Here is a 19,018-nt window from a genome sequence, read left to right as displayed (position 1 = left end):
CGTAGCCTCGGACCCGGACCGCCCCCGGTCGGAATCACCTCACCTGGAGGAAAAGCCGTGCCCTTCCGCTGTGCCGTACTCGACGACTTCCAGAACGTCGCGACGACTCTCGCCGACTGGTCGGCACCTGAAGCGGGCGAGGAGGTGGAGGCCGTCCCCTTCACCGAGCACTTCGGCGACGAGGAGGAACTCGCCGCGGCGCTCGCCGACTTCGACTGTGTGGTCACCCTGCGCGAGCGCGTCCCCTTCCCGGCGTCGCTGCTGGACCGTCTCCCCCGGCTGCGTCTGCTGATCGCCTCCGGCATGCGCAACTCGGTGATCGACTACGCGGCGGCGAAGGCGAACGGCGTCACGGTGTGCGGCACGGAGAGCTCCTCGACTCCGCCGGTGGAACTGACCTGGGCGCTGCTGCTGGGTCTCGCGCGCGGGCTGGTGCAGGAGAGCACCGCGCTGCGCGAGGGCGGGCCGTGGCAGTCCACGGTGGGCGCGGACCTGCACGGGCGGCGGCTCGGGCTGCTGGGCCTGGGCAAGATCGGCGCGTCGGTCGCCCGGGTGGGCCTCGCGTTCGGCATGGAGGTGAGCGCGTGGAGCCACCATCTGACGGCCGGGCGGGCGGCTGAGGTGGGCGTGCGGTGGGCCGCCTCGAAGGAGGAGCTTCTCGCCGAGAGCGACTTCGTGTCGATCCACCTCGCCCTCGGCGACCGCACCCGGGGGCTGCTCGGCCCCGCCGAGCTGGCCCTTCTCAAGCCGACGACCTACCTGGTGAACACCTCGCGGGCGGCGATCGTCGACCAGGACGCGCTGCTCGCGGCGCTGCGCGAGGGTCGTATCGCGGGCGCCGGCGTGGACGTCTTCGACGTCGAGCCGCTCCCCGCCGACCACCCGATGCGAACGGCTCCCCGCCTGCTGGCGACTCCCCACCTGGGATACGTGTCCCGCGCGAACTATGAGCGGTACTACGGGCAGGCGGTGGAGGGGGTCCGGGCGTATCTGGCGGGGGCGCCGGTACGGGTGCTGGGCTAGATCCGGCCCGTCCCGCACCCTCACGCACACATCCGGGCTCCCCGACAGAGTTCCCGGACCGAGCTCCCCGACAGAGTTCCCGGACCAAGCTCCCGGACCGAGTTCCCGAACCAGGCTGCCGGTCCGTGGGCCGAGGCCCTACGCCCGATGCCGGGCCCGACGCCTCGCGCGACGAGCGGGGGGGGCGTCCGCCAGGGGGCGGCCGGCGTCGCGGTGATCCGCCTACGACTCCGACCGTGATCCGCCGGGCAGACCCCGGCCCTGTGCGTCCGGCTTCCATTCCTGGACGAGGAGACCGAGCAGCACCTCGTCGAGGAACTCCCCCATCACCCAGGCCGAGGAACGCAGCACGCCCTCGCGGACGAAGCCGTTGCGCTCGGCGGAGCGCAGCATCGCGGCATTGTCCGACAGCGTCTCGATCTGCAGCCGCTGCAAGCCGCGCACGACGAAGCCGTAGTGGCACAGCACCGCGACCACATCGGTTCCGTAGCCCTTGCCGCGCGAGGACGGCAGCAGTCCCAGGCCGATGTGCGCGGACCGGTTGTGGGTGTCGATGTTCCACAGCACCGCGGTGCCGACCAGCGTGCCGCCGTCCAGCTCCACCACCGAGAACGGGACGTGCCCTTGCTCCTTGTCGTCCACCACGAGCCGCGAGTCGTTCGAGCCGGGGGTGATCGGCCGCCATGGCCGGCCTTCGGACCGCGCGGAGTTGACCACGTCGTCGTAGAGCTCGGCCCGCAGGATCGGGATGTCGTCCTCGTGCCGGGCCCTGAGCCCGACCTTGTCGCCCCTCAGCATGCGCACTTCCTATCGGACGGCACTCGCCGTCAGCAAACGATTTGGGCGGCCGCACGGGAGCGCCCCCCTGCCCCGCTGACTGCCTACAGAATGACTGCCTGCCGGCTGCCGGCTGCCGATTGCCGCCCTGGGCGCACGGAAGCGGCCAACGACAGGATCATCACCTTGCTGATCACCACGGCGGCGCTGATCACCGCCCGGCCGACGATCACCACGGGCGCGGCGACCCTGCCACGCCTCCCCCGGCGACCGCACGCGCTCAGCGCCCACGCCCTACGCACCAAAAGCAAAAGCCCCAGGTCACGGCGAGTGAGTCCTGAGGCTTCCACAGAGCCGCCTTCGGGATTCGAACCCGAGACCTACGCATTACGAGTGCGTTGCTCTGGCCATCTGAGCTAAGGCGGCGCGCTGTCCGCACCATGGTGCGATCAGCAACGTCGGTAAGTCTACACAGTTTCCAGGGGTGCTCCGAACAGGCCCCGGGAGCGGTCCCGCCGGGGCCCGCGGCCGTGGCTACTTGCAGCGCTTGCCGTCCGCCGGAGGGGTTCCGTGGAGCAGATAGGTGTCGATCGCGGCGTCGATGCAGGCGCTGCCGCGGCCGTAGGCGGTGTGGCCGTCGCCCTCGTAGGTGAGGAGACGGGCCGAGGTGAGCTGGCGGGCGAGGGAGCGGGCCCAGCGGTACGGGGTCGCCGGGTCGCGGGTGGTTCCGACGACGACGATCGGGGCGGCGCCCTTCGCCTCGATGCGGTGCGGCTCGCCCGTGGGCCGCACCGGCCAGTAGGCGCAGTTCAGGGAGGCCCAGGCCAGGCCCTCGCCGAAGACCGGAGACGCCTTCCTAAAGGACGGGAGCGCCTTCTCGACCTGGCCGGGAGTGGAGAAGGCCGTGGGGAGGTCGAGGCAGTTCACCGCCGCGTTGGCGGCCATGAGATTGGCGTAGCGGCCGTCGGCGTCCCGCTCGTAGTAGCTGTCGGAGAGGGCGAGCAGGCCCGCGCCGTCCTTGTCCTTGATCGCCGAGGTCAGGGCCTCGCGCAGCTGTTCCCAGGTGCTCTCGTCGTACATGGCCGCGATCACGCCGGTGGTGGCGAGGGACTCGCCGAGCTTGCGGCCGTCCCGGTCTCCGGTGGGGATCGGGCGCGCGTCGAGTGTGCGGAAGAAGGCCTTGAGGTTCTCGCCGACCTTGGTGGGAGCCGTGCCCTTGCCGCCGAGCGGGCAGTCGGGCCGCGTGACGCAGTCCTTCGCGAACGACTGGAACGCCGTCTCGAAGCCCGCCGTCTGGTCCAGGTTCAGCCGGCGCGCGGGCAGCGAGGGGTCCATCGCGCCGTCCAGGACGAGCCGGCCCACCCGGTTCGGGAAGAGCCCCGCGTAGGTCGCGCCGAGGAACGTCCCGTACGACGCCCCCACGTACGTCAGCTTCTTGTCCCCGAGGACGGCACGCAGGATGTCCATGTCACGGGCCGCCTCCACGGTGGAGACGTGCCGCAGCAGCCGTGCCGAGTGCGCGCCGCAGCCCTCCGCGAACCCCTTGTAGGCGTCGACGAGTTCGTCGGTCTCCCGCCGGTCGTCGGGGGTGGTGTCCGTCTGGGTGTATGTGTCCATCGCCCGGCCGTCGAGGCACTCCACGGGCTCGCTGCGGGCCACTCCCCGCGGGTCCACGGCGACCATGTCGTAGCGGGCGCGGACCCCGGCGGGGTAGCCGATGCCGGCGTACTGCTGGAGGTAGCCGACCGCCGAGCCGCCCGGCCCGCCCGGGTTCACCAGCAGCGAGCCCAGCCGCTTGCCCGGGCCCGTCGCCTTCTTGCGGGCGACCGCGAGCCGGACGTCGCCCGCGCCCGGATCGGCGTAGTCGAGCGGCGCCTTCAAAGTGGCGCACTCGAAGCCGGGCACACCGCAGCCGCGCCAGCTCAGCTTCTGCCCGTAGTACGGCGCGAGCGCCGACGGCGTGGCCCGCGGCAGCGCGACGAGCGCCGCCACCGCCGTGGAACCGGCGGAGCTCGTCGACTCGGCGGCGGAACAGCCGGAGACGAGCAGCGCGGCGAGCGAGAGGAGGGTGACGCCGGCACGGGACCTGCGGAGAGAGCGCCTGATGTACATCCAGCGAGCGTAACTGTGCGCAACAGCGCGAACGCCTAACGTACACGATGGGACACGGACGAGTGACGCCGTCAACCCGAGATCGGGTGCCCCGAGCCGGTGCCCGCGCCGCGCCTCGGTCGGCCGCGGCCCGCTCGCCGTCAGGTCCGGCCGACCCGCCCTCCGTCGTCGGTGTCAGCCCGCTCTCAGGGAAAGGGTCATCGCCTCGACCGCCAGCAGCGGGGCCACATTGCGGTCGAGGGCGTCTCTGCACCCGGCGATGGCCTCGATACGGCGGAGGGTGGATTCCGGGCTGCTGTTCCGAGCCAGCCGTTCGAGGGCGTCCTCGGCGTCCAGGTTGGCGATCGCGACGCGGGAGCCGAGCTGGAGGGCGAGGACGTCGCGGTAGAAGGCTGTCAGGTCGGTGAGCGCGAGGTCGAGGCTGTCGCGCTGCGTACGCGTCCTGCGGCGCTTCTGCTTGTCCTCCAGGTCCTTCATCACGCCCGCCGTGCCGCGGGGCATCCGGCCGCCCTGGGCCGCGCCCATCGCCGCCTTCAGCTCCTCGGTCTCCTTGCCGTCCCTCTCCTCCGCGAGCTGCTTGGCGTCCTCCGACGCGGCGTCGACCAGCTCCTGGGCGGCACGGAGGCAGCCGCCGACGTCGTCGACGCGCAGGGGCAGCTTCAGCACGGCCGCGCGCCGCTCGCGGGCGGCGGGGTCGGTCGCCAGTCGGCGGGCCCGGTCGACGTGTCCCTGCGTGGCCCGGGCGGCGGCCGCGGCGACCGCCGGCTCGACGCCCTCGCGCCGGATGAGCATGTCGGCGACGGCCTCCACGGAGGGCGTGCGCAGGTTCAGGTGCCGGCAGCGGGAGCGGATGGTGGGCAGCACGTCCTCCAGGGAGGGTGCGCAGAGCAGCCATACCGTCCGCGGGGCGGGCTCCTCGACAGCCTTCAGGACGGCGTTGGCGGACTTCTCGTTCAGCCGCTCGGCGTCCTCGACGAGGATGATCTGCCAGCGTCCCGTCGCGGGCGAGGTGTACGACTTGCGGACCGTGTCGCGCATGTCCTCGGCGAGGATCTGCGAACCGACCGCGGCGACGGTGTTGACGTCGGCGTGGGTGCCGATGAGCGCCGTGTGGCAGCCGTCGCAGAACCCGCAGCCCGGGACACCGCCGAGCGCCCGGTCGGGGCTCACGCACTGGAGCGCGGCGGCGAAGGCCCGTGCCACCTGGGCGCGACCGGCGCCGGGCGGGCCGGTGATCAGCCAGGCGTGGGTCATGCTCGACGCCTCGGGCGGCGCTACGGCGGAGCCTGCCGCGGTGACGAGCGCGTCGGCGTCCCGAGCGGCAGCGGCGAGCTGCTCGCTCACCTTCTCCTGCCCGACGAGGTCGTCCCACACGGTCATGCGTCACGCCGCCCTTTCGTCACGTTTCGCGTTGCGGCTTCCATTGTGCGGGGAGCCACTGACAATCGAGCCACGGGTGAGGCCGGCGTCCCGCGCCGACGACCGGCGGCGGGACGCCCGGCGGCGCCGGCACGCTCAGCGGCGTCGGCCCCGCCCGCGGCCCTCGTCGTTCCCGTTCTCGTCGTCCCGGCGCGGGCCCAGCAGTTCGTCCGCCAGCGTCGGCAGATCGTCGAGCGGGGTCTCCTCGGCCCAGTCCGGCCGGGGTCGCTGGCGGGGCGCGCCCTCCTCGTCGACCTGCGGCAGCTCGCGCGTGCGGTCGTCGGCCCCGTCACGTTCGTCGCGTTCGTCGCGTTCGTCGCGGAAGTACCCGGGCGGCACCCGGTCCGAGGGGTCCCGGTCGCGCACGGGAGGCAGCACGGCCGTCTCGTCGGCGGGGTTCTCGTCGCGTACCGGAGGCAGCACGGCCGTCTCGTCGGCGGAGCCGTCGCCGCGCACCGGAGGCAGTACCGCGGTCTCGTCGGCGGCCCCCGGCGGGATCGAGGGCTGGGGCAGCTCGGCCGTCACCTCGGCGTCGGTCCCGGCCGCGGCGCCCGAAGACCTACCGGCTCGGGACGCGTTCCCGGACGGCCGGGCGGGCTGCTCGGGCTCCTTGTCCATGCGGATCGGCGGCAGCACCGCCGTCTCGTCCACCGGCCCGCCCGACGCGTTCGTCGGCGTCACCACGGGCGTCGGCACGGTCACGGCCTCCGGCGGGACCGCCGGAGCAGCCGGAGCCGCGGGGCGCGTCGGCTTCGGTCCGACCTGGGCCGCGGCCGCCGCCTGCTCGGCGGCGCGCCGGGCCTGCTCGGCCCGCAGCAGCGCCTCCTCGGCCTTGCGCTGCTTCTCCAGGCGCCGGGCCTCGGCCTCGGCGCGCAGCCGCGCCTCCTCCTCGGCCTGCCGGCGGCGGCGCTCCTCCTCCGCCTTGCGGCGCTCCTCCTCCTCGGCGCGGGCCTTCTCCTCGGCGAGGAGCCTGACCCGCTCCTCCTCGGCACGCCTGCGTGCTTCCTCGGCGCGCAGCCGCGCCTCCTCGGCCTGCCGTTCGGCCTCGCGGCGCTGCGCCTCCTCCAGCTCGCGCCGCTTGCGCTCCTCCTCCTCGGCGCGCAGCTTGGCGAGCTGCTCCTGGCGCTCACGCTCCAGGCGCTCCTCCTCGGCCTTGCGCGCGGCCTCCTCCTCGGCCTTGCGCCGGGCCTCCTCCTCGGCCTTCCTGCGCGCCTCCTCCTGGGCCCTGATCTCGGCCTCGGACAGGGGCAGCAACTGGTCGAGCCGGTGCCGGACGACGGTCGTGACCGCCTCGGGCTCCTGGGCCGCGTCGACCACCAGGTAGCGACCCGGGTCGGCGGCGGCCAGCGTGAGGAAGCCGGAGCGCACGCGCGTGTGGAACTCGGCCGGCTCCGACTCCAGTCGGTCCGGCGCCTCCGTGAACCGCTCGCGGGCGGCCTCGGGCGACACGTCCAGCAGGACCGTCAGATGCGGGACCAGGCCGTTCGTCGCCCAGCGCGAGATCCGCGCGATCTCGGTCGGGGACAGGTCGCGGCCCGCGCCCTGGTAGGCCACGGACGAGTCGATGTACCGGTCGGTGATGACCACCGCGCCCCGTTCCAGGGCGGGCCGGACGACCGTGTCGACGTGCTCCGCGCGGTCCGCCGCGTACAGCAGCGCCTCCGCGCGGTGCGAGAGCCCGGCGCTGGAGACGTCCAGCAGGATCGAACGCAGCCGCTTGCCCACGGGCGTGGCGCCCGGCTCGCGCGTGAGGACGACCTCGTGGCCCTTGGCCCTGATCCACTCGGCGAGCGCCTCGGCCTGCGTGGACTTGCCGGCGCCGTCACCGCCCTCCAGGGCGATGAAGAACCCGGTCCCGGCCGGTACCGGAGCCGGGTCGTCGCCGCCGAGCAGCGCGTCCCGCAGGTCCTGCCGCAGGGGTACGCCGGAACGGTCGTCGACCTTGGCCAGCACGAGGGCGGCCACCGGCAGCAGGAGCGCGCCGACCAGCATGAGCGTGAACGCCGCCCCGCCGTGCGTGAACACGAACTTGCCGTTCTCCAGCCGGTGCGGCCCGATGAGCGCCGCCACCAGCGGGGCGATCACCACGCCCAGCGCCACCACGACCCGCACGACGGCGTGCAGGTGCTCCGTCGTCCGCGTCCGGCGGTGTTCCTCGGTCTCCTGGTCGAGCAGGGCGTGCCCGGTGTTGGCGGCGACGCCCGCGCCGACGCCGGCGAAGCCAAGGATCAGCAGCACGCTGGTGACGTCGGGGACCAGCCCGGCGGCCAGCAGCGCCACGCCGGTGAAGGCGATGGCCAGCGCGAGCAGCCGGCGCCGCGACAGCGACGCGAGGACCTTCGGCGCCGTACGGATCCCGACGACGACGCCGCCGGTCAGCGCGAGCACGAACAGCCCGTACATGACCGGGCCGCCGCCCAGGTCCTTGGCGTGCAGCACGGCCACGGCGACGGCGGCCGCGACCGCCCCGGCGACCGCGGCGCAGGCGAGCACCAGCAGCGGGATCGCGCCGGTGCGGCCCGCGTCGACGCCGGTGGCTGTCCTGGGGCGGCGCAGCCCCTCGAGCGGCGACCGCGCGCGCGGGGTGCGCAGCGCGGGCAGCTCCAGGAAAGTCACGATGGACAGCGAACCGGCGAAGAGACCGCCGGCGACGTACGAGGCGAGGGCGGCCTGGTGCTGTCCGAACCAGTCGATACCGGCGCCCAGAAGATTGTTGAACAACGCCGCGACGACCAGGGTGGCCGCACCCAGCGGAATCGTCACGAAACCCGTGCGCAGCGACAGACGGCGCAGGGCGTCCATGTGGTCGGGCAGCGGCCGTACGGTCGCGCCCTCCAGCGGCGGGGCGGGCAGCAGGGCCGGGGACGCGCTCTCGCGGGCGACCGTCCAGAACCGCTCGGCCACCCCGGTCACGAAGACCGTGACGAGCAGCAGGGCCAGCGCGTCGTCCGGCGTCCAGTCGATCCACAGCGGGGCGACGATCAGCAGCGCCGCGCGCACACCGTCCGCGCCGACCATGGTCCAGCGGCGGTCGAGCGGGCCGTCCGGCGACGTCAGAGAGGTCAGCGGGCCCAGGAGGACCGCGCCGAAGAGGAGGGTGGCCAGAATGCGCACCGCGAAGACCGTCGCCACCGCGAAGGCCACGCCGCGGTAGCCGCCCCCGAAGGCGCCCTCCACGATGGCCGCCTGGAGGACGAGGAGGACGAACACCAGGAGTGCGAGGGCGTCTCCCACCCCGCTCACCAGCTGTGCGCTCCAGAGCCGCTTGAGCTGCGGCTCGCGCAACAGGGCGCGCACAGCGCGCTCGCGGGAGTCCGCCACCAAGGCGTCGTCCGGTGCCGGGTGGTGGGCCGTTGGCTGCTCGGCTCGCGTCATGCATTCAGCCTATCGGCCGCGACTGACACCCTGTCGCCCCCGTCCACGCGCGCGACCGCCCCGACACCAAAGTGATGCCGGGGCGTGGGTTTGACGGACCGCCGTTGAGGAACGGCGACCGAACTCCGCGGTGATCGGGCGGCCCGCCGGTCGTCCCGACGGGCACCCGATCCCTCGGTCGCCGAGCCGGACGGCCGGCCGACCGACCAGCCGGGCGACCGGCCGTGCGGTCAGTCCTCCGACGAAGCCGGTGAGGCCGCCGCCTTCTTCGCGGCCGCCGTCTTCGCCGTCGTCTTCTTGGCCGTCGTCTTCTTGGCCGTCGTCGTCTTCGTGGCGGTCTTCTTGGCGGCCGTCTTCTTCGCCGGGGCCGCCTTCTTCGCCGTCGCCTTCTTCGCGGGCGCCTTCTTGGCCGTCTTCTTGGCCGGCGCCTTGGCGCGCTTCTCGGCGAGCAGCTCGAAGCCGCGCTCCGGGGTGATCTCCTCGACGCTGTCACCGGAGCGCAGGGTCGCGTTGGTCTCCCCGTCGGTGACGTACGGCCCGAAGCGTCCGTCCTTGACGACGACCGGCTGGCCGCTGACCGGGTCCGCGCCCAGCTCCTTCAGCGGCGGCTTGGCGGCGGCACGGCCACGCTGCTTGGGCTGGGAGTAGATCTCCAGCGCCTCTTCGAGGGTGATCGTGAAGAGCTGGTCCTCGGTCTGGAGCGACCGCGAGTCCGTGCCCTTCTTCAGGTAGGGGCCGTAGCGGCCGTTCTGCGCGGTGATCTCCACGCCCTCCGCGTCGACGCCGACGACACGCGGCAACGACATCAGCTTGAGGGCGTCCGCCAGCGTCACCGTGTCCAGCGACATCGACTTGAACAGCGAGGCCGTACGCGGCTTCACGGCGTTCTTGCCGGTCTTCGGGGTGCCCTCGGGGAGCACCTCGGTGACGTACGGGCCGTAGCGGCCGTCCCTGGCGATGATCTGGTGGCCGCTCTCCGGGTCGGCACCGAGCTCGAAGTCGCCGCTCGGCTTGGCGAGCAGCTCCTCCGCGAGCTCGACGGACAGCTCGTCCGGGGCCAGGTCCTCGGGCACGTCCGCCCGCTGGTGGCCCTCGGCGTCCTTCTCTCCGCGCTCGATGTAGGGGCCGTAGCGCCCGACCCGCAGCACGATGTCGTTGCCCACGGGGAACGACGACACCTCGCGCGCGTCGATCGCGCCCAGGTCGGTCACCAGCTCCTTGAGGCCGCCGAGGTGGTCCCCGTCGCCGTTGCCGGCGTCGGCCGCGCCGCCGTGGCCCGCGCCTTCGCCGAAGTAGAAGCGCTTCAGCCACGGCACGGCCTGCGCCTCACCGCGGGCGATGCGGTCGAGGTCGTCCTCCATCCGGGCGGTGAAGTCGTAGTCGACCAGCCGGCCGAAGTGCTTCTCCAGGAGGTTGACCACGGCGAAGGACAGGAAGGACGGCACGAGTGCCGTGCCCTTCTTGAAGACGTAGCCGCGGTCGAGGATCGTGCCGATGATCGACGCGTACGTCGACGGGCGGCCGATCTCGCGCTCTTCGAGCTCCTTGACCAGGCTGGCCTCGGTGTAGCGGGCCGGGGGCTTGGTGGCGTGCCCGTCGACCGTGATCTCCTCGGCGGTCAGCGGGTCGCCCTCGCCGACCTGCGGCAGCCGGCGCTCGCGGTCGTCCAGCTCGGCGTTCGGGTCGTCGGCGCCTTCGACGTACGCCTTCAGGAAGCCGTGGAACGTGATCGTCTTGCCGGAGGCGCTGAATTCGACGTCCCGGCCGTCGGCCGCGGCGCCGCCGATCTTCACCGTGACGCTGTTGCCGGTCGCGTCCTTCATCTGCGAGGCGACCGTCCGCTTCCAGATCAGCTCGTAGAGCTTGAACTGGTCGCCGGTCAGACCCGTCTCGGCGGGCGTGCGGAAACGATCACCCGAGGGGCGGATCGCCTCGTGCGCCTCCTGCGCGTTCTTGACCTTGCCGGCGTACGTGCGCGGCTGCGGCGGCAGGTAGTCGGCGCCGTACAGCTGCGTGACCTGGGCGCGGGCGGCGGTGATGGCCGTCTCGCTCAGCGTCGTGGAGTCCGTACGCATGTACGTGATGTAGCCGTTCTCGTACAGCTTCTGCGCGACCTGCATGGTGGCCTTCGCGCCGAAACCGAGCTTGCGGCTGGCCTCCTGCTGAAGCGTCGTCGTACGGAACGGGGCGTACGGCGAGCGGCGGTACGGCTTCGACTCGACGGAGCGGACGGCGAACCGCGTGTTCTCCAGGGCGGCGGCCAGGGCGCGGGCGTTCGCCTCGTCGAGGTGGAGGATGTTCGCGCTCTTGAGCTGTCCCAGGGAGTCGAAGTCGCGGCCCTGCGCGACCCGCCTGCCGTCGACGCTCTGAAGGCGGGCGACCAGCGACGACGGGTCCGACGGATCCCCGGCGCGGCCGGTCGAGAAGGTGCCCGTCAGGTCCCAGTACTCGGCGGAACGGAACGCGATGCGCTCGCGTTCCCGCTCCACCACGAGACGGGTGGCGACGGACTGGACACGGCCGGCCGACAGGCGCGGCATGACCTTCTTCCACAGGACCGGCGAGACCTCGTAGCCGTAGAGGCGGTCGAGGATGCGGCGGGTCTCCTGGGCGTCGACGAGCTTCTGGTTGAGCTGGCGCGGGTTGGCGACGGCGGCCCGGATCGCGTCCTTGGTGATCTCGTGGAAGACCATCCGCTTGACCGGGATCTTCGGCTTGAGGACCTCCTGGAGGTGCCAGGCGATCGCCTCGCCCTCGCGGTCCTCATCCGTGGCGAGGAAGAGCTCGTCGGATTCCTTGAGGAGGTCCTTGAGCTTCTTGACCTGCGCCCGCTTGTCGGCGTTGACCACATAGATCGGCTGGAAGTCGTGTTCGACGTCCACCCCGAGACGGCGGACCTCGCCCGTGTACTGGTCCGGCACCTCCGCGGCGCCGTTGGGAAGGTCACGGATGTGCCCGACGCTGGCCTCGACGATGTAGCCGGGGCCGAGGTAACCCTTGATCGTCTTCGCCTTGGCAGGCGACTCGACGATCACGAGTCGGCGGCCGCCCTTCGCGGTCTCGCTGGTCGGGGACAACTTCGCTCTTCTCTCCGGTCGACGCTGGGGGCCTCACCCAGGCCTTGCTCCCGGGGTCGGGTCATGGTGACGCTGCGGAGTGTGACGGTACATCCCGCCCCCGTGTCAAACGGGAAAAGCCCGCAACGGCCACTCGAACGGTAACCCGACTACCGCCATTCCTGCCGCCCGGAGTGCCGACCGGCCCTTTTCCCTACGACCGGAACCCGTCTTCCCCTTTACCGGCGGGACCGCGTCCACGCGGTTCGAACGGGGGTCCTGCGAGATCCGCGAAGGCGGCCCCGGAGTCGGCTCCGTGGGTGGTCCCCCCGGTGGTCACGGCGCCGGCTTCAGAGCCGGGTGAAGCACCACACCCCGACCGCCAGCGCTCCGACGGAGGCCAGGGTCGCCAGGGCCGCCGATGCGACGGGGCTCACATCTTCGGCCACGGGCTCACGGTGTCGCACCCGGATCGCCGTCCACATCAGCAGTGCGCCCCCGAACAGGGCGAACACCGTTCCCGTGAAGATCGTCGGCCCGCTCTCCATTGTCGTCCCCGCCCCTTTTCCTCGGCCCGCGCCTGCCCCGGCCCCGGGAGGCTGTCACGCGCGGGCGGCGCCCCGGCGAACCCGAGGTGAACGCCAGGCCCACGGGCGGGGTCGGAGATCCCGGCGAGCCGCCGGAGGGGTCCGTCGAGACCCGCCGGGACGCGCTGGACGTGCCGGGACGCGACCTGCGGGCGCCCCTCGGGGCACGGCGCTGAGCGAGCCCGGAGTGCGATGGGGCACACCGGGCCGGGGTGCGGGCCTTTCCGGCCGTCTTCGCGGTGGTCGCGGTCATCGCGGCGATCACCCTGGTCGCCGTGGTCGCCCTGGTCGCCGTGGTCGCCGTGGTCGCCGTGCTCATCGCTGTCGATCGGCTCACACTGCATACGATCTTGGCGAATCCGTGCCGAGAGCGAAGAGGACAGGGAGAGCGGCGAAGATCCGGCCCGAGCGGACCCGCGTGACCCGCGTGGCCGGTGCGGCGCGTGGCCGGGCGAAGCTCCGGAACATTTCCGGGTGAAGTCCCGGAACGTCCCGGGGGCAAGGCCCTCGAAACGTCCCGGGGTCAGTCCGGAAGGCGTCGTCGCCGCGCCCTCCCGGGGGTGAATTTTCGGACGGTGTCCGGGAGCCCGCTCCGACGGTTCGGGGTCGTCCGGATCAGGTCGGGTCACTCGGCCGGTTCGAGGAAACCCTGCTCCACCAGAAGGCGGATCTGGGCCGGAGTGCGGTCCCGCAGCAACACCGGATCCTCGCCGACCAGTTGGGCGATGGCGTCGAGAATGCGACCGGCGCTCAGCGAGCCGTCGCACACGCCGGCGAAGCCCGCGCCGACCGTGTCGACCTTGGTGGCCCGGCGCATCCCACGGTGCTGGCGCAGCACGACGTGCTCCGGGTCCTCGGCGCCGGGCAGCCCGACCTGCTCCTGGACGACCTCGGTCACCAGCCGGAAGCGCCCGGCCAGCAGCGCCGCGTCGTCGTGGGCCCGCAGGTAGTCCAGCCGTGCGAAGTGCGCCAGGACCGCGTCGCCCAGCGGCTGTTCCACCGCGTGCGGCCACTCCTCCACGGTGATCACGGGCTCCGCGGCCGTCGTCCTGCGCAGGGTGATCCAGCCGAAGCCGACGGCCTTCACCTTGCGCGCTTCGAACTCGTCCAGCCAGGAGTCGTAGTGCGCCTGATACCGGGCCTGGTCGCCCCGGTGATCACCGGCGTCCCTCAGCCAGAGCTCCGCGTACTGCGTGACGTCCTGCACCTCGCGCTGCACGATCCACGCGTCGCACCCGCGCGGCACCCAGGACCTGAGCCGGTCCTGCCAGTTCTCCCCTTCCACGTGCTGCCAGTTGGCGAGGAACTGCGCGAACCCGCCCTCGCTCAGCCGTTCCCCCGCTCCTTGAACGAGCGAGCGGCACAGATCGTCCCCGCCCATCCCGCCGTCCCGGTAGGTCAGCCGGGCGCCCGGCGAGATCACGAACGGCGGGTTCGACACGATCAGGTCGTACGTCTCGTCGTCCCGGATCGGTTCGAACAGCGAGCCCTCGCGCAGGTCCGCCGCCGGAGCGCCGGACAGCGCGAGCGTGAGCGCGGTGATGTGCAGCGCCCGCGGGTTGAGGTCGGTCGCCGTCACGCGCGTGGCGTGCTGGGCGGCGTGCAGCGCCTGGATGCCGGAGCCGGTGCCGAGATCGAGGGCGGCGGAGACCGGCGTGCGCACGGTGATGCCGGCGAGGGTCGTCGACGCGCCGCCGACGCCGAGCACCACGGCCGTGTCGGCCTGGCCGCCCTCGTTCCCGCTGCCGCCCGCGCCGCCGACCGCGCACCCGAGGTCGGACACGATGAACCAGTCCTCGTCGGCCGGCCCGCCGTACGGCCGTACGTCCACGGTCGCGGCGACCTCGTCCTCACCCGTGGGGACCAGCCAGCCGCTCTCCACGCACGCGTGTACGGGCAGGAACTCCTCCACGCGCGCGTGCGACACGGGCTGCTGGAGCAGGAAGAGGCGGACGAGGGTCTCCAGCGGCGTGTCCCCGCGGGTCGCGCGCAGCGCGGGCACGGTCTCGCTGCGGGCCAGGGCGGCGTAGGCGGGCGCGCCGAGCAGTTCGAGGAGACCGTCCGCGGTGAAGGAGGCCGCGAGCAGCGCCTCGCGCAGCCGGGCGGCCACGTCGGGGCGGTCGGCGGAGGGCAGGGGGGAGAGGGTGGCGTTACTCACGCCCCCCATTGTCTCCCGTCACCCGTCGGCGCGCGTTCCCCTCAGCACCCGGCGCGCGTTCCGCCGGATCGCCCCCGGACGCGCCGGCTCAGCTGGTCGTCGCACGGGCCGAGGCGGAGGAGGCGACCTTCTTGCAGCTGGCCTGGTTGGCCATGGCGTTCTTGACGTCACCCTGCTCGAGGTTCTTCAGCGCGGTGTTGCCGCTCTTGCTGAGCTCGCCGAGGTCGGTGGCGATGTCCTGGAGGCCGTCGGCGAACTTCGCCTGGTCCTTCGTGTCCAGCGCGTCGACCTGCTTCTTCAGGCCCGCGTAGGAGGTGGAGAGAGTGGTGAGCGCCGAGACGGCGTCCTTCTGCTTCTTCTCGCCGCCCTCGACACCCGGCGGCGTCCCGGCCTTCTTGACGGCCAGGGCGAGCGCTCCGTAGGCGTCGGACATGTCCTGGAAGGCCTGGGAGTCGGTCTTCTGGACGTTCGCCGGGGCGTTGTTGTCCGTGGCGGCCTGCTTGATGGCGGCGTTGGCCGCGTCGACCTTCGCGTCCTGGGCAGGCAGCGCGTCGCAGACCTGCTTGGCCCAGGCGTCGAGCTCCTTGTTGCCGTCGTCGTCACTGCTGCATCCGGACAGCGCCAGTACCAGTACCGCACCGCCGGACACCATGGCCGCGAGCTTCTTGTTCACCGGGTTGGTCCCTTCCATGGCTCTCGGCCCCGGAACATACACGGCATCGGTGCGAGAACCCCAGAACGAATGTCCGCTATGTAGGTTATTACAGCCATTTGCACCAGGAGAGAGAAGGCTCACGGCTCGGGCACACACCTCACACAACGGGCGGGTGACGCGACAACGCGCGTCACCCGCCCGCCCTTTGAGCTGGGCACCGGTGAACGGCCTACGAAATGACCGCCGGATCGGCGGACTTGGACGACGAATCGGCGTTGTTCTCGTCACCCACGGCGATCCCGCGCCGCTTGGAGACGTACACCGCGACGACGATGACCGCGAGCGCCAGGACCGCGATCAGGATCCGCACGCCGATGCTCTTGTCCTCTCCGTAGCTGAACTTGATCACGGCGGGTGCGATGAGCAGCGCCACGAGGTTCATGACCTTCAGCAGCGGGTTGATGGCGGGACCCGCGGTGTCCTTGAAGGGGTCGCCGACCGTGTCCCCGATGACCGTGGCCGCATGGGCCTCGCTGCCCTTGCCGCCGTGGTGACCGTCCTCGACGAGTTTCTTGGCGTTGTCCCACGCGCCGCCGGAGTTGGCGAGGAAGACGGCCATGAGCGTGCCGGAGCCGATCGCGCCCGCGAGGAACGCGCCGAGGGCGCCGACTCCGAGGGTGAACCCGATGAAGATGGGCGCCAGCACGGCGAGCAGTCCGGGAGTGGCCAGCTCGCGCAGGGCGTCCCGGGTGCAGATGTCGACGACCTTGCCGTACTCGGGTTCCTCGCTGTAGTCCATGATCCCGGGGTGCTCGCGGAACTGCCGCCGCACCTCGAACACCACGGAACCCGCCGACCGCGACACCGCGTTGATCGCCAGCCCCGAGAAGAGGAAGACGACCGCCGCGCCCGCGATGAGGCCGACGAGGTTGTTGGGCTGCGAGATGTCCATCATCAGGCTCATCGGCGCGCCCGCGCCGGAGAGTTTCTCCCCGACGTCCTGCGCACCGGTCGTGATGGCGTCCCGGTACGACCCGAAGAGCGCCGACGCCGCCAGGACGGCGGTGGCGATGGCGATGCCCTTGGTGATGGCCTTGGTCGTGTTGCCGACGGCGTCGAGGTTGGTGAGCACCTGCGCGCCCGCGCCCTGGACGTCCCCGGACATCTCGGCGATGCCCTGCGCGTTGTCGGAGACCGGCCCGAAGGTGTCCATGGCGACGATCACGCCGACCGTGGTGAGCAGGCCGGTGCCGGCCAGCGCCACCGCGAACAGCGCCAGCATGATCGACGTACCGCCGAGCAGGAACGCCCCGTACACGCCCAGGCCGATCAACAAGGCGGTGTAGACGGCCGATTCGAGGCCCACGGAGATGCCGGCCAGGACGACGGTCGCGGGGCCGGTGAGCGACGACTTGCCGATGTCGCGCACGGGCCGGCGGCTCGTCTCGGTGAAGTAGCCCGTCAACTGCTGGATGACCGCCGCCAGGACGATGCCGATCGCCACCGCGACGAGGGCGAGGACCCGCGGGTCGCCGTTCTTGCCCTGGATCGCCGCGTCGGTGACGCCGTCGAGGTCGGCGTACTTGCCGGGGAGATAGAGGAAGACGGCCACCGCGACCAGCGCGAGCGAGATCGCCGCGGAGATGAAGAAGCCCCGGTTGATCGCGGTCATGCCACTGCGATCGGTACGCCGCGGCGCGACCGCGAAGATGCCGATCATGGCCGTGACCACGCCGATGGCGGGAACGAGCAGCGGGAAGGCGAGCCCGGCGTCGCCGAAGGCCGCCTTGCCGAGGATCAGCGCGGCGACCAGGGTCACGGCGTACGACTCGAACAGGTCGGCCGCCATGCCCGCGCAGTCGCCGACGTTGTCGCCCACGTTGTCGGCGATGGTCGCGGCATTGCGCGGATCGTCCTCCGGAATGCCCTGCTCGACCTTGCCGACCAGGTCGGCGCCGACGTCGGCGGCCTTGGTGAAGATGCCGCCGCCGACCCTCATGAACATGGCGATGAGGGCCGCGCCGAGTCCGAATCCCTCCAGCACCTTCGGCGCGTCGGCCGCGTACACCAGCACCACGCAGGCGGCGCCGAGCAGACCCAGCCCCACCGTGAACATGCCGACGACGCCGCCCGTGCGGAATGCGATCTTCATTGCTTTGTGCGAGACGGCGGTGAGATCCTTTTCCGGTTCGCCCGCCGCCGGAGTCGCCTCCCGCGCGGCCGCGGCGACGCGCACATTACTGCGCACGGCCAGCCACATGCCGATATATCCGGTGGCTGCGGAGAACCCGGCACCGATCAAGAAGAAGATCGATCGTCCGGCGCGCTGATTCCAGTCGTCCGCGGGCAGCAGCAAGAGCAGGAAGAACACGACGACGGCGAATACACCGAGTGTGCGCAACTGTCGGGACAGATACGCGTTGGCGCCTTCCTGGACCGCTGCCGCGATCTTCTTCATGCTCTCGGTGCCCTCGCCCGCCGCGAGCACCTGGCGCACCAGTACGCCCGCAACCACGAGCGCGGCCAGTGCCACGACCGCGATGACCACCACGAGCAGGCGGTTGCCGTCGGTCAGCACTGCGGCTGCGAAGGTTGTGGAGTGGTCCAACCGATGAGGGGTAGGAAGCCCCGCCATTCGTCCTCCTTGACGCTTGGGCTGAGCTCAAGATGTGGACGGATTGTAGGTACCGGAACCTGATCAAAACAGTGTGCGGCAAGCGGAATTCGCCTTCGCAGGCAAAACCCGCACGATCTCGCTCGGTAATGCCTTCAGGGCATTCGGCTTCGTGAATTGATTCACGAAATTCATGTCAAGATTCACTGTGCCGAGATTCGCCGCACCGAGATTTCAAGATTCATTTCACGGAACCACTGTAAGCGCGGTCGCGGAGGTCCGCACATGCCGAAGGGCCCTACGAGGTAGGGCCCTTCGGGTGAACGAATCGCGAGGTTCGGTCAGGACAGCGTCGCGGTCGCCGGCGTGGTCGGCCAGGTCATGCGGATCAGTCCGCCGTGCCGGCCCGCGGAGACCTCGACGTCGTCGACGAGACCGCTGATGACCGCCAGGCCCATCTCGTCCTCCTCGGCCTCCACGTCGACGCCCGCGCCGGAGCCGGGCGCCCGGTCACCGGGGGCCGAGCGCGGCGCCTCGTCGCCGACCTCGATGGAGAACTGTTTCTCCTCCTCGATCAGCGACACCTTCACCGGCGCGGTGATGCCGCCGGCCTGATGCAGTCCGACAGCACGGGTGCAGGCCTCGCCGACGGCGAGCCTGACCTCGTCTAGGACGGCCTCGTCCACTCCGGCCCTGCGCGCCACCGCCGCCGCCACCAGCCGGGCGGTCCTGACATGCTCGGGCAGCGCGCTGAAGCGGAGTTCAACGGTGGCCATGCGTCCCCCTCGGAACTACGGGCGTGCTGTCGGGGGGCCGGGCGACCAAGCCCGGACCCCCTCTTTGTTCAACCAGCCGTGCCGGGCCGCGCGGGCCCGGGACGACATGGTCAGTCGGTGGCAGCGACCGCTTCGTCGACCGAGGTGTGGATCGGGAACACCTTGGTCAGACCGGTAATGCGGAAGATCTTCAAAATACGCTCCTGGTTGCAGACCAGACGGAGCGAGCCCTCATGGGCGCGCACCCGCTTCAGTCCGCCGACCAGCACGCCGAGCCCGGTGGAGTCGAGGAAGTCCACGCCCTCCATGTCGACGACGAGGTGGAAATTCCCGTCGTTCACCAGCTCGACCAGCTGCTCGCGCAACTTGGGCGCGGTATATACGTCGATTTCGCCACCGACCTCGACGACCGTACGATCGCCGACGGTACGGGTCGACAGAGACAGGTCCACGGATCCTCCAGCAC

13 protein-coding genes and 1 tRNA gene are annotated in these 19,018 nt (G+C 71.6%); 1 reads left to right on the top strand and 13 read right to left on the bottom strand.

What is annotated here, in order from left to right; translation table 11 throughout:
• The first annotated feature begins 57 nt into the window (after positions 1 to 57).
• A complete protein-coding gene (locus J2X68_RS16335; protein ID WP_310433262.1) occupies positions 58 to 1,023 on the top strand; it encodes a D-2-hydroxyacid dehydrogenase family protein in 966 nt (321 codons plus the stop codon).
• Positions 1,024 to 1,245: 222 nt separating this feature from the next.
• On the opposite strand, the gene J2X68_RS16330 is transcribed toward J2X68_RS16335, so the two are convergent.
• From J2X68_RS16330 to bldG, 13 genes are all read right to left on the bottom strand, one after another.
• Positions 1,246 to 1,821 carry a GNAT family protein gene (locus tag J2X68_RS16330; RefSeq protein ID WP_310433261.1) on the bottom strand — a complete coding sequence of 192 codons (576 nt, stop codon included), beginning with the start codon at positions 1,819 to 1,821 and terminating at the stop codon, positions 1,246 to 1,248.
• 83 nt (positions 1,822 to 1,904) lie between these two features.
• The gene (locus J2X68_RS16325) at positions 1,905 to 2,036 is read right to left on the bottom strand and encodes a hypothetical protein (RefSeq protein ID WP_310433260.1); all 132 of its coding nucleotides are present in this window, start codon (positions 2,034 to 2,036) and stop codon (positions 1,905 to 1,907) included.
• Positions 2,037 to 2,152: 116 nt separating this feature from the next.
• A tRNA-Thr gene (locus tag J2X68_RS16320) sits at positions 2,153 to 2,226 on the bottom strand.
• Between the two features lie 108 nt (positions 2,227 to 2,334).
• Positions 2,335 to 3,912 (bottom strand): alpha/beta hydrolase, encoded by a 1,578-nt coding sequence (locus tag J2X68_RS16315; protein WP_310433259.1) that lies wholly within the window; start codon positions 3,910 to 3,912, stop codon positions 2,335 to 2,337.
• Positions 3,913 to 4,086: 174 nt separating this feature from the next.
• Positions 4,087 to 5,292, bottom strand: coding sequence for a DNA polymerase III subunit delta' (locus J2X68_RS16310; RefSeq protein WP_310433258.1), 1,206 nt, complete (start codon positions 5,290 to 5,292; stop codon positions 4,087 to 4,089).
• Positions 5,293 to 5,427: 135 nt separating this feature from the next.
• Complete coding sequence (gene tmk / locus J2X68_RS16305) at positions 5,428 to 8,706, bottom strand: dTMP kinase (protein WP_310433257.1); 3,279 nt, start codon at positions 8,704 to 8,706, stop codon at positions 5,428 to 5,430.
• 230 nt (positions 8,707 to 8,936) lie between these two features.
• Positions 8,937 to 11,783, bottom strand: a complete 2,847-nt coding sequence (topA, locus tag J2X68_RS16300) for a type I DNA topoisomerase (RefSeq protein WP_310433256.1) — start codon at positions 11,781 to 11,783, stop codon at positions 8,937 to 8,939.
• Positions 11,784 to 12,112: 329 nt separating this feature from the next.
• Positions 12,113 to 12,310: a hypothetical protein gene (locus J2X68_RS16295; RefSeq protein WP_310433255.1), complete on the bottom strand. Its 198-nt coding sequence runs from the start codon at positions 12,308 to 12,310 to the stop codon at positions 12,113 to 12,115.
• A gap of 664 nt (positions 12,311 to 12,974) precedes the next feature.
• The gene (locus tag J2X68_RS16290) at positions 12,975 to 14,516 is read right to left on the bottom strand and encodes a methyltransferase (RefSeq protein WP_399040083.1); all 1,542 of its coding nucleotides are present in this window, start codon (positions 14,514 to 14,516) and stop codon (positions 12,975 to 12,977) included.
• 79 nt (positions 14,517 to 14,595) lie between these two features.
• Complete coding sequence (locus J2X68_RS16285; protein WP_310433253.1) at positions 14,596 to 15,198, bottom strand: small secreted protein; 603 nt, start codon at positions 15,196 to 15,198, stop codon at positions 14,596 to 14,598.
• Between the two features lie 193 nt (positions 15,199 to 15,391).
• Positions 15,392 to 17,797: a sodium-translocating pyrophosphatase gene (locus J2X68_RS16280; protein ID WP_310433252.1), complete on the bottom strand. Its 2,406-nt coding sequence runs from the start codon at positions 17,795 to 17,797 to the stop codon at positions 15,392 to 15,394.
• A 320-nt stretch (positions 17,798 to 18,117) separates the two neighbouring features.
• Complete coding sequence (locus J2X68_RS16275; RefSeq protein ID WP_310433251.1) at positions 18,118 to 18,552, bottom strand: ATP-binding protein; 435 nt, start codon at positions 18,550 to 18,552, stop codon at positions 18,118 to 18,120.
• Positions 18,553 to 18,662: 110 nt separating this feature from the next.
• Positions 18,663 to 19,004, bottom strand: a complete 342-nt coding sequence (gene bldG / locus J2X68_RS16270) for an anti-sigma factor antagonist BldG (protein WP_009189842.1) — start codon at positions 19,002 to 19,004, stop codon at positions 18,663 to 18,665.
• Positions 19,005 to 19,018 lie beyond the last annotated feature (14 nt).

The organism is Streptomyces sp. 3330 (genome assembly GCF_031456635.1).
Taxonomy (GTDB): Bacteria; Actinomycetota; Actinomycetes; order Streptomycetales; family Streptomycetaceae; genus Streptomyces.
This window is presented reverse-complemented; position numbering and strand designations above follow the sequence as displayed.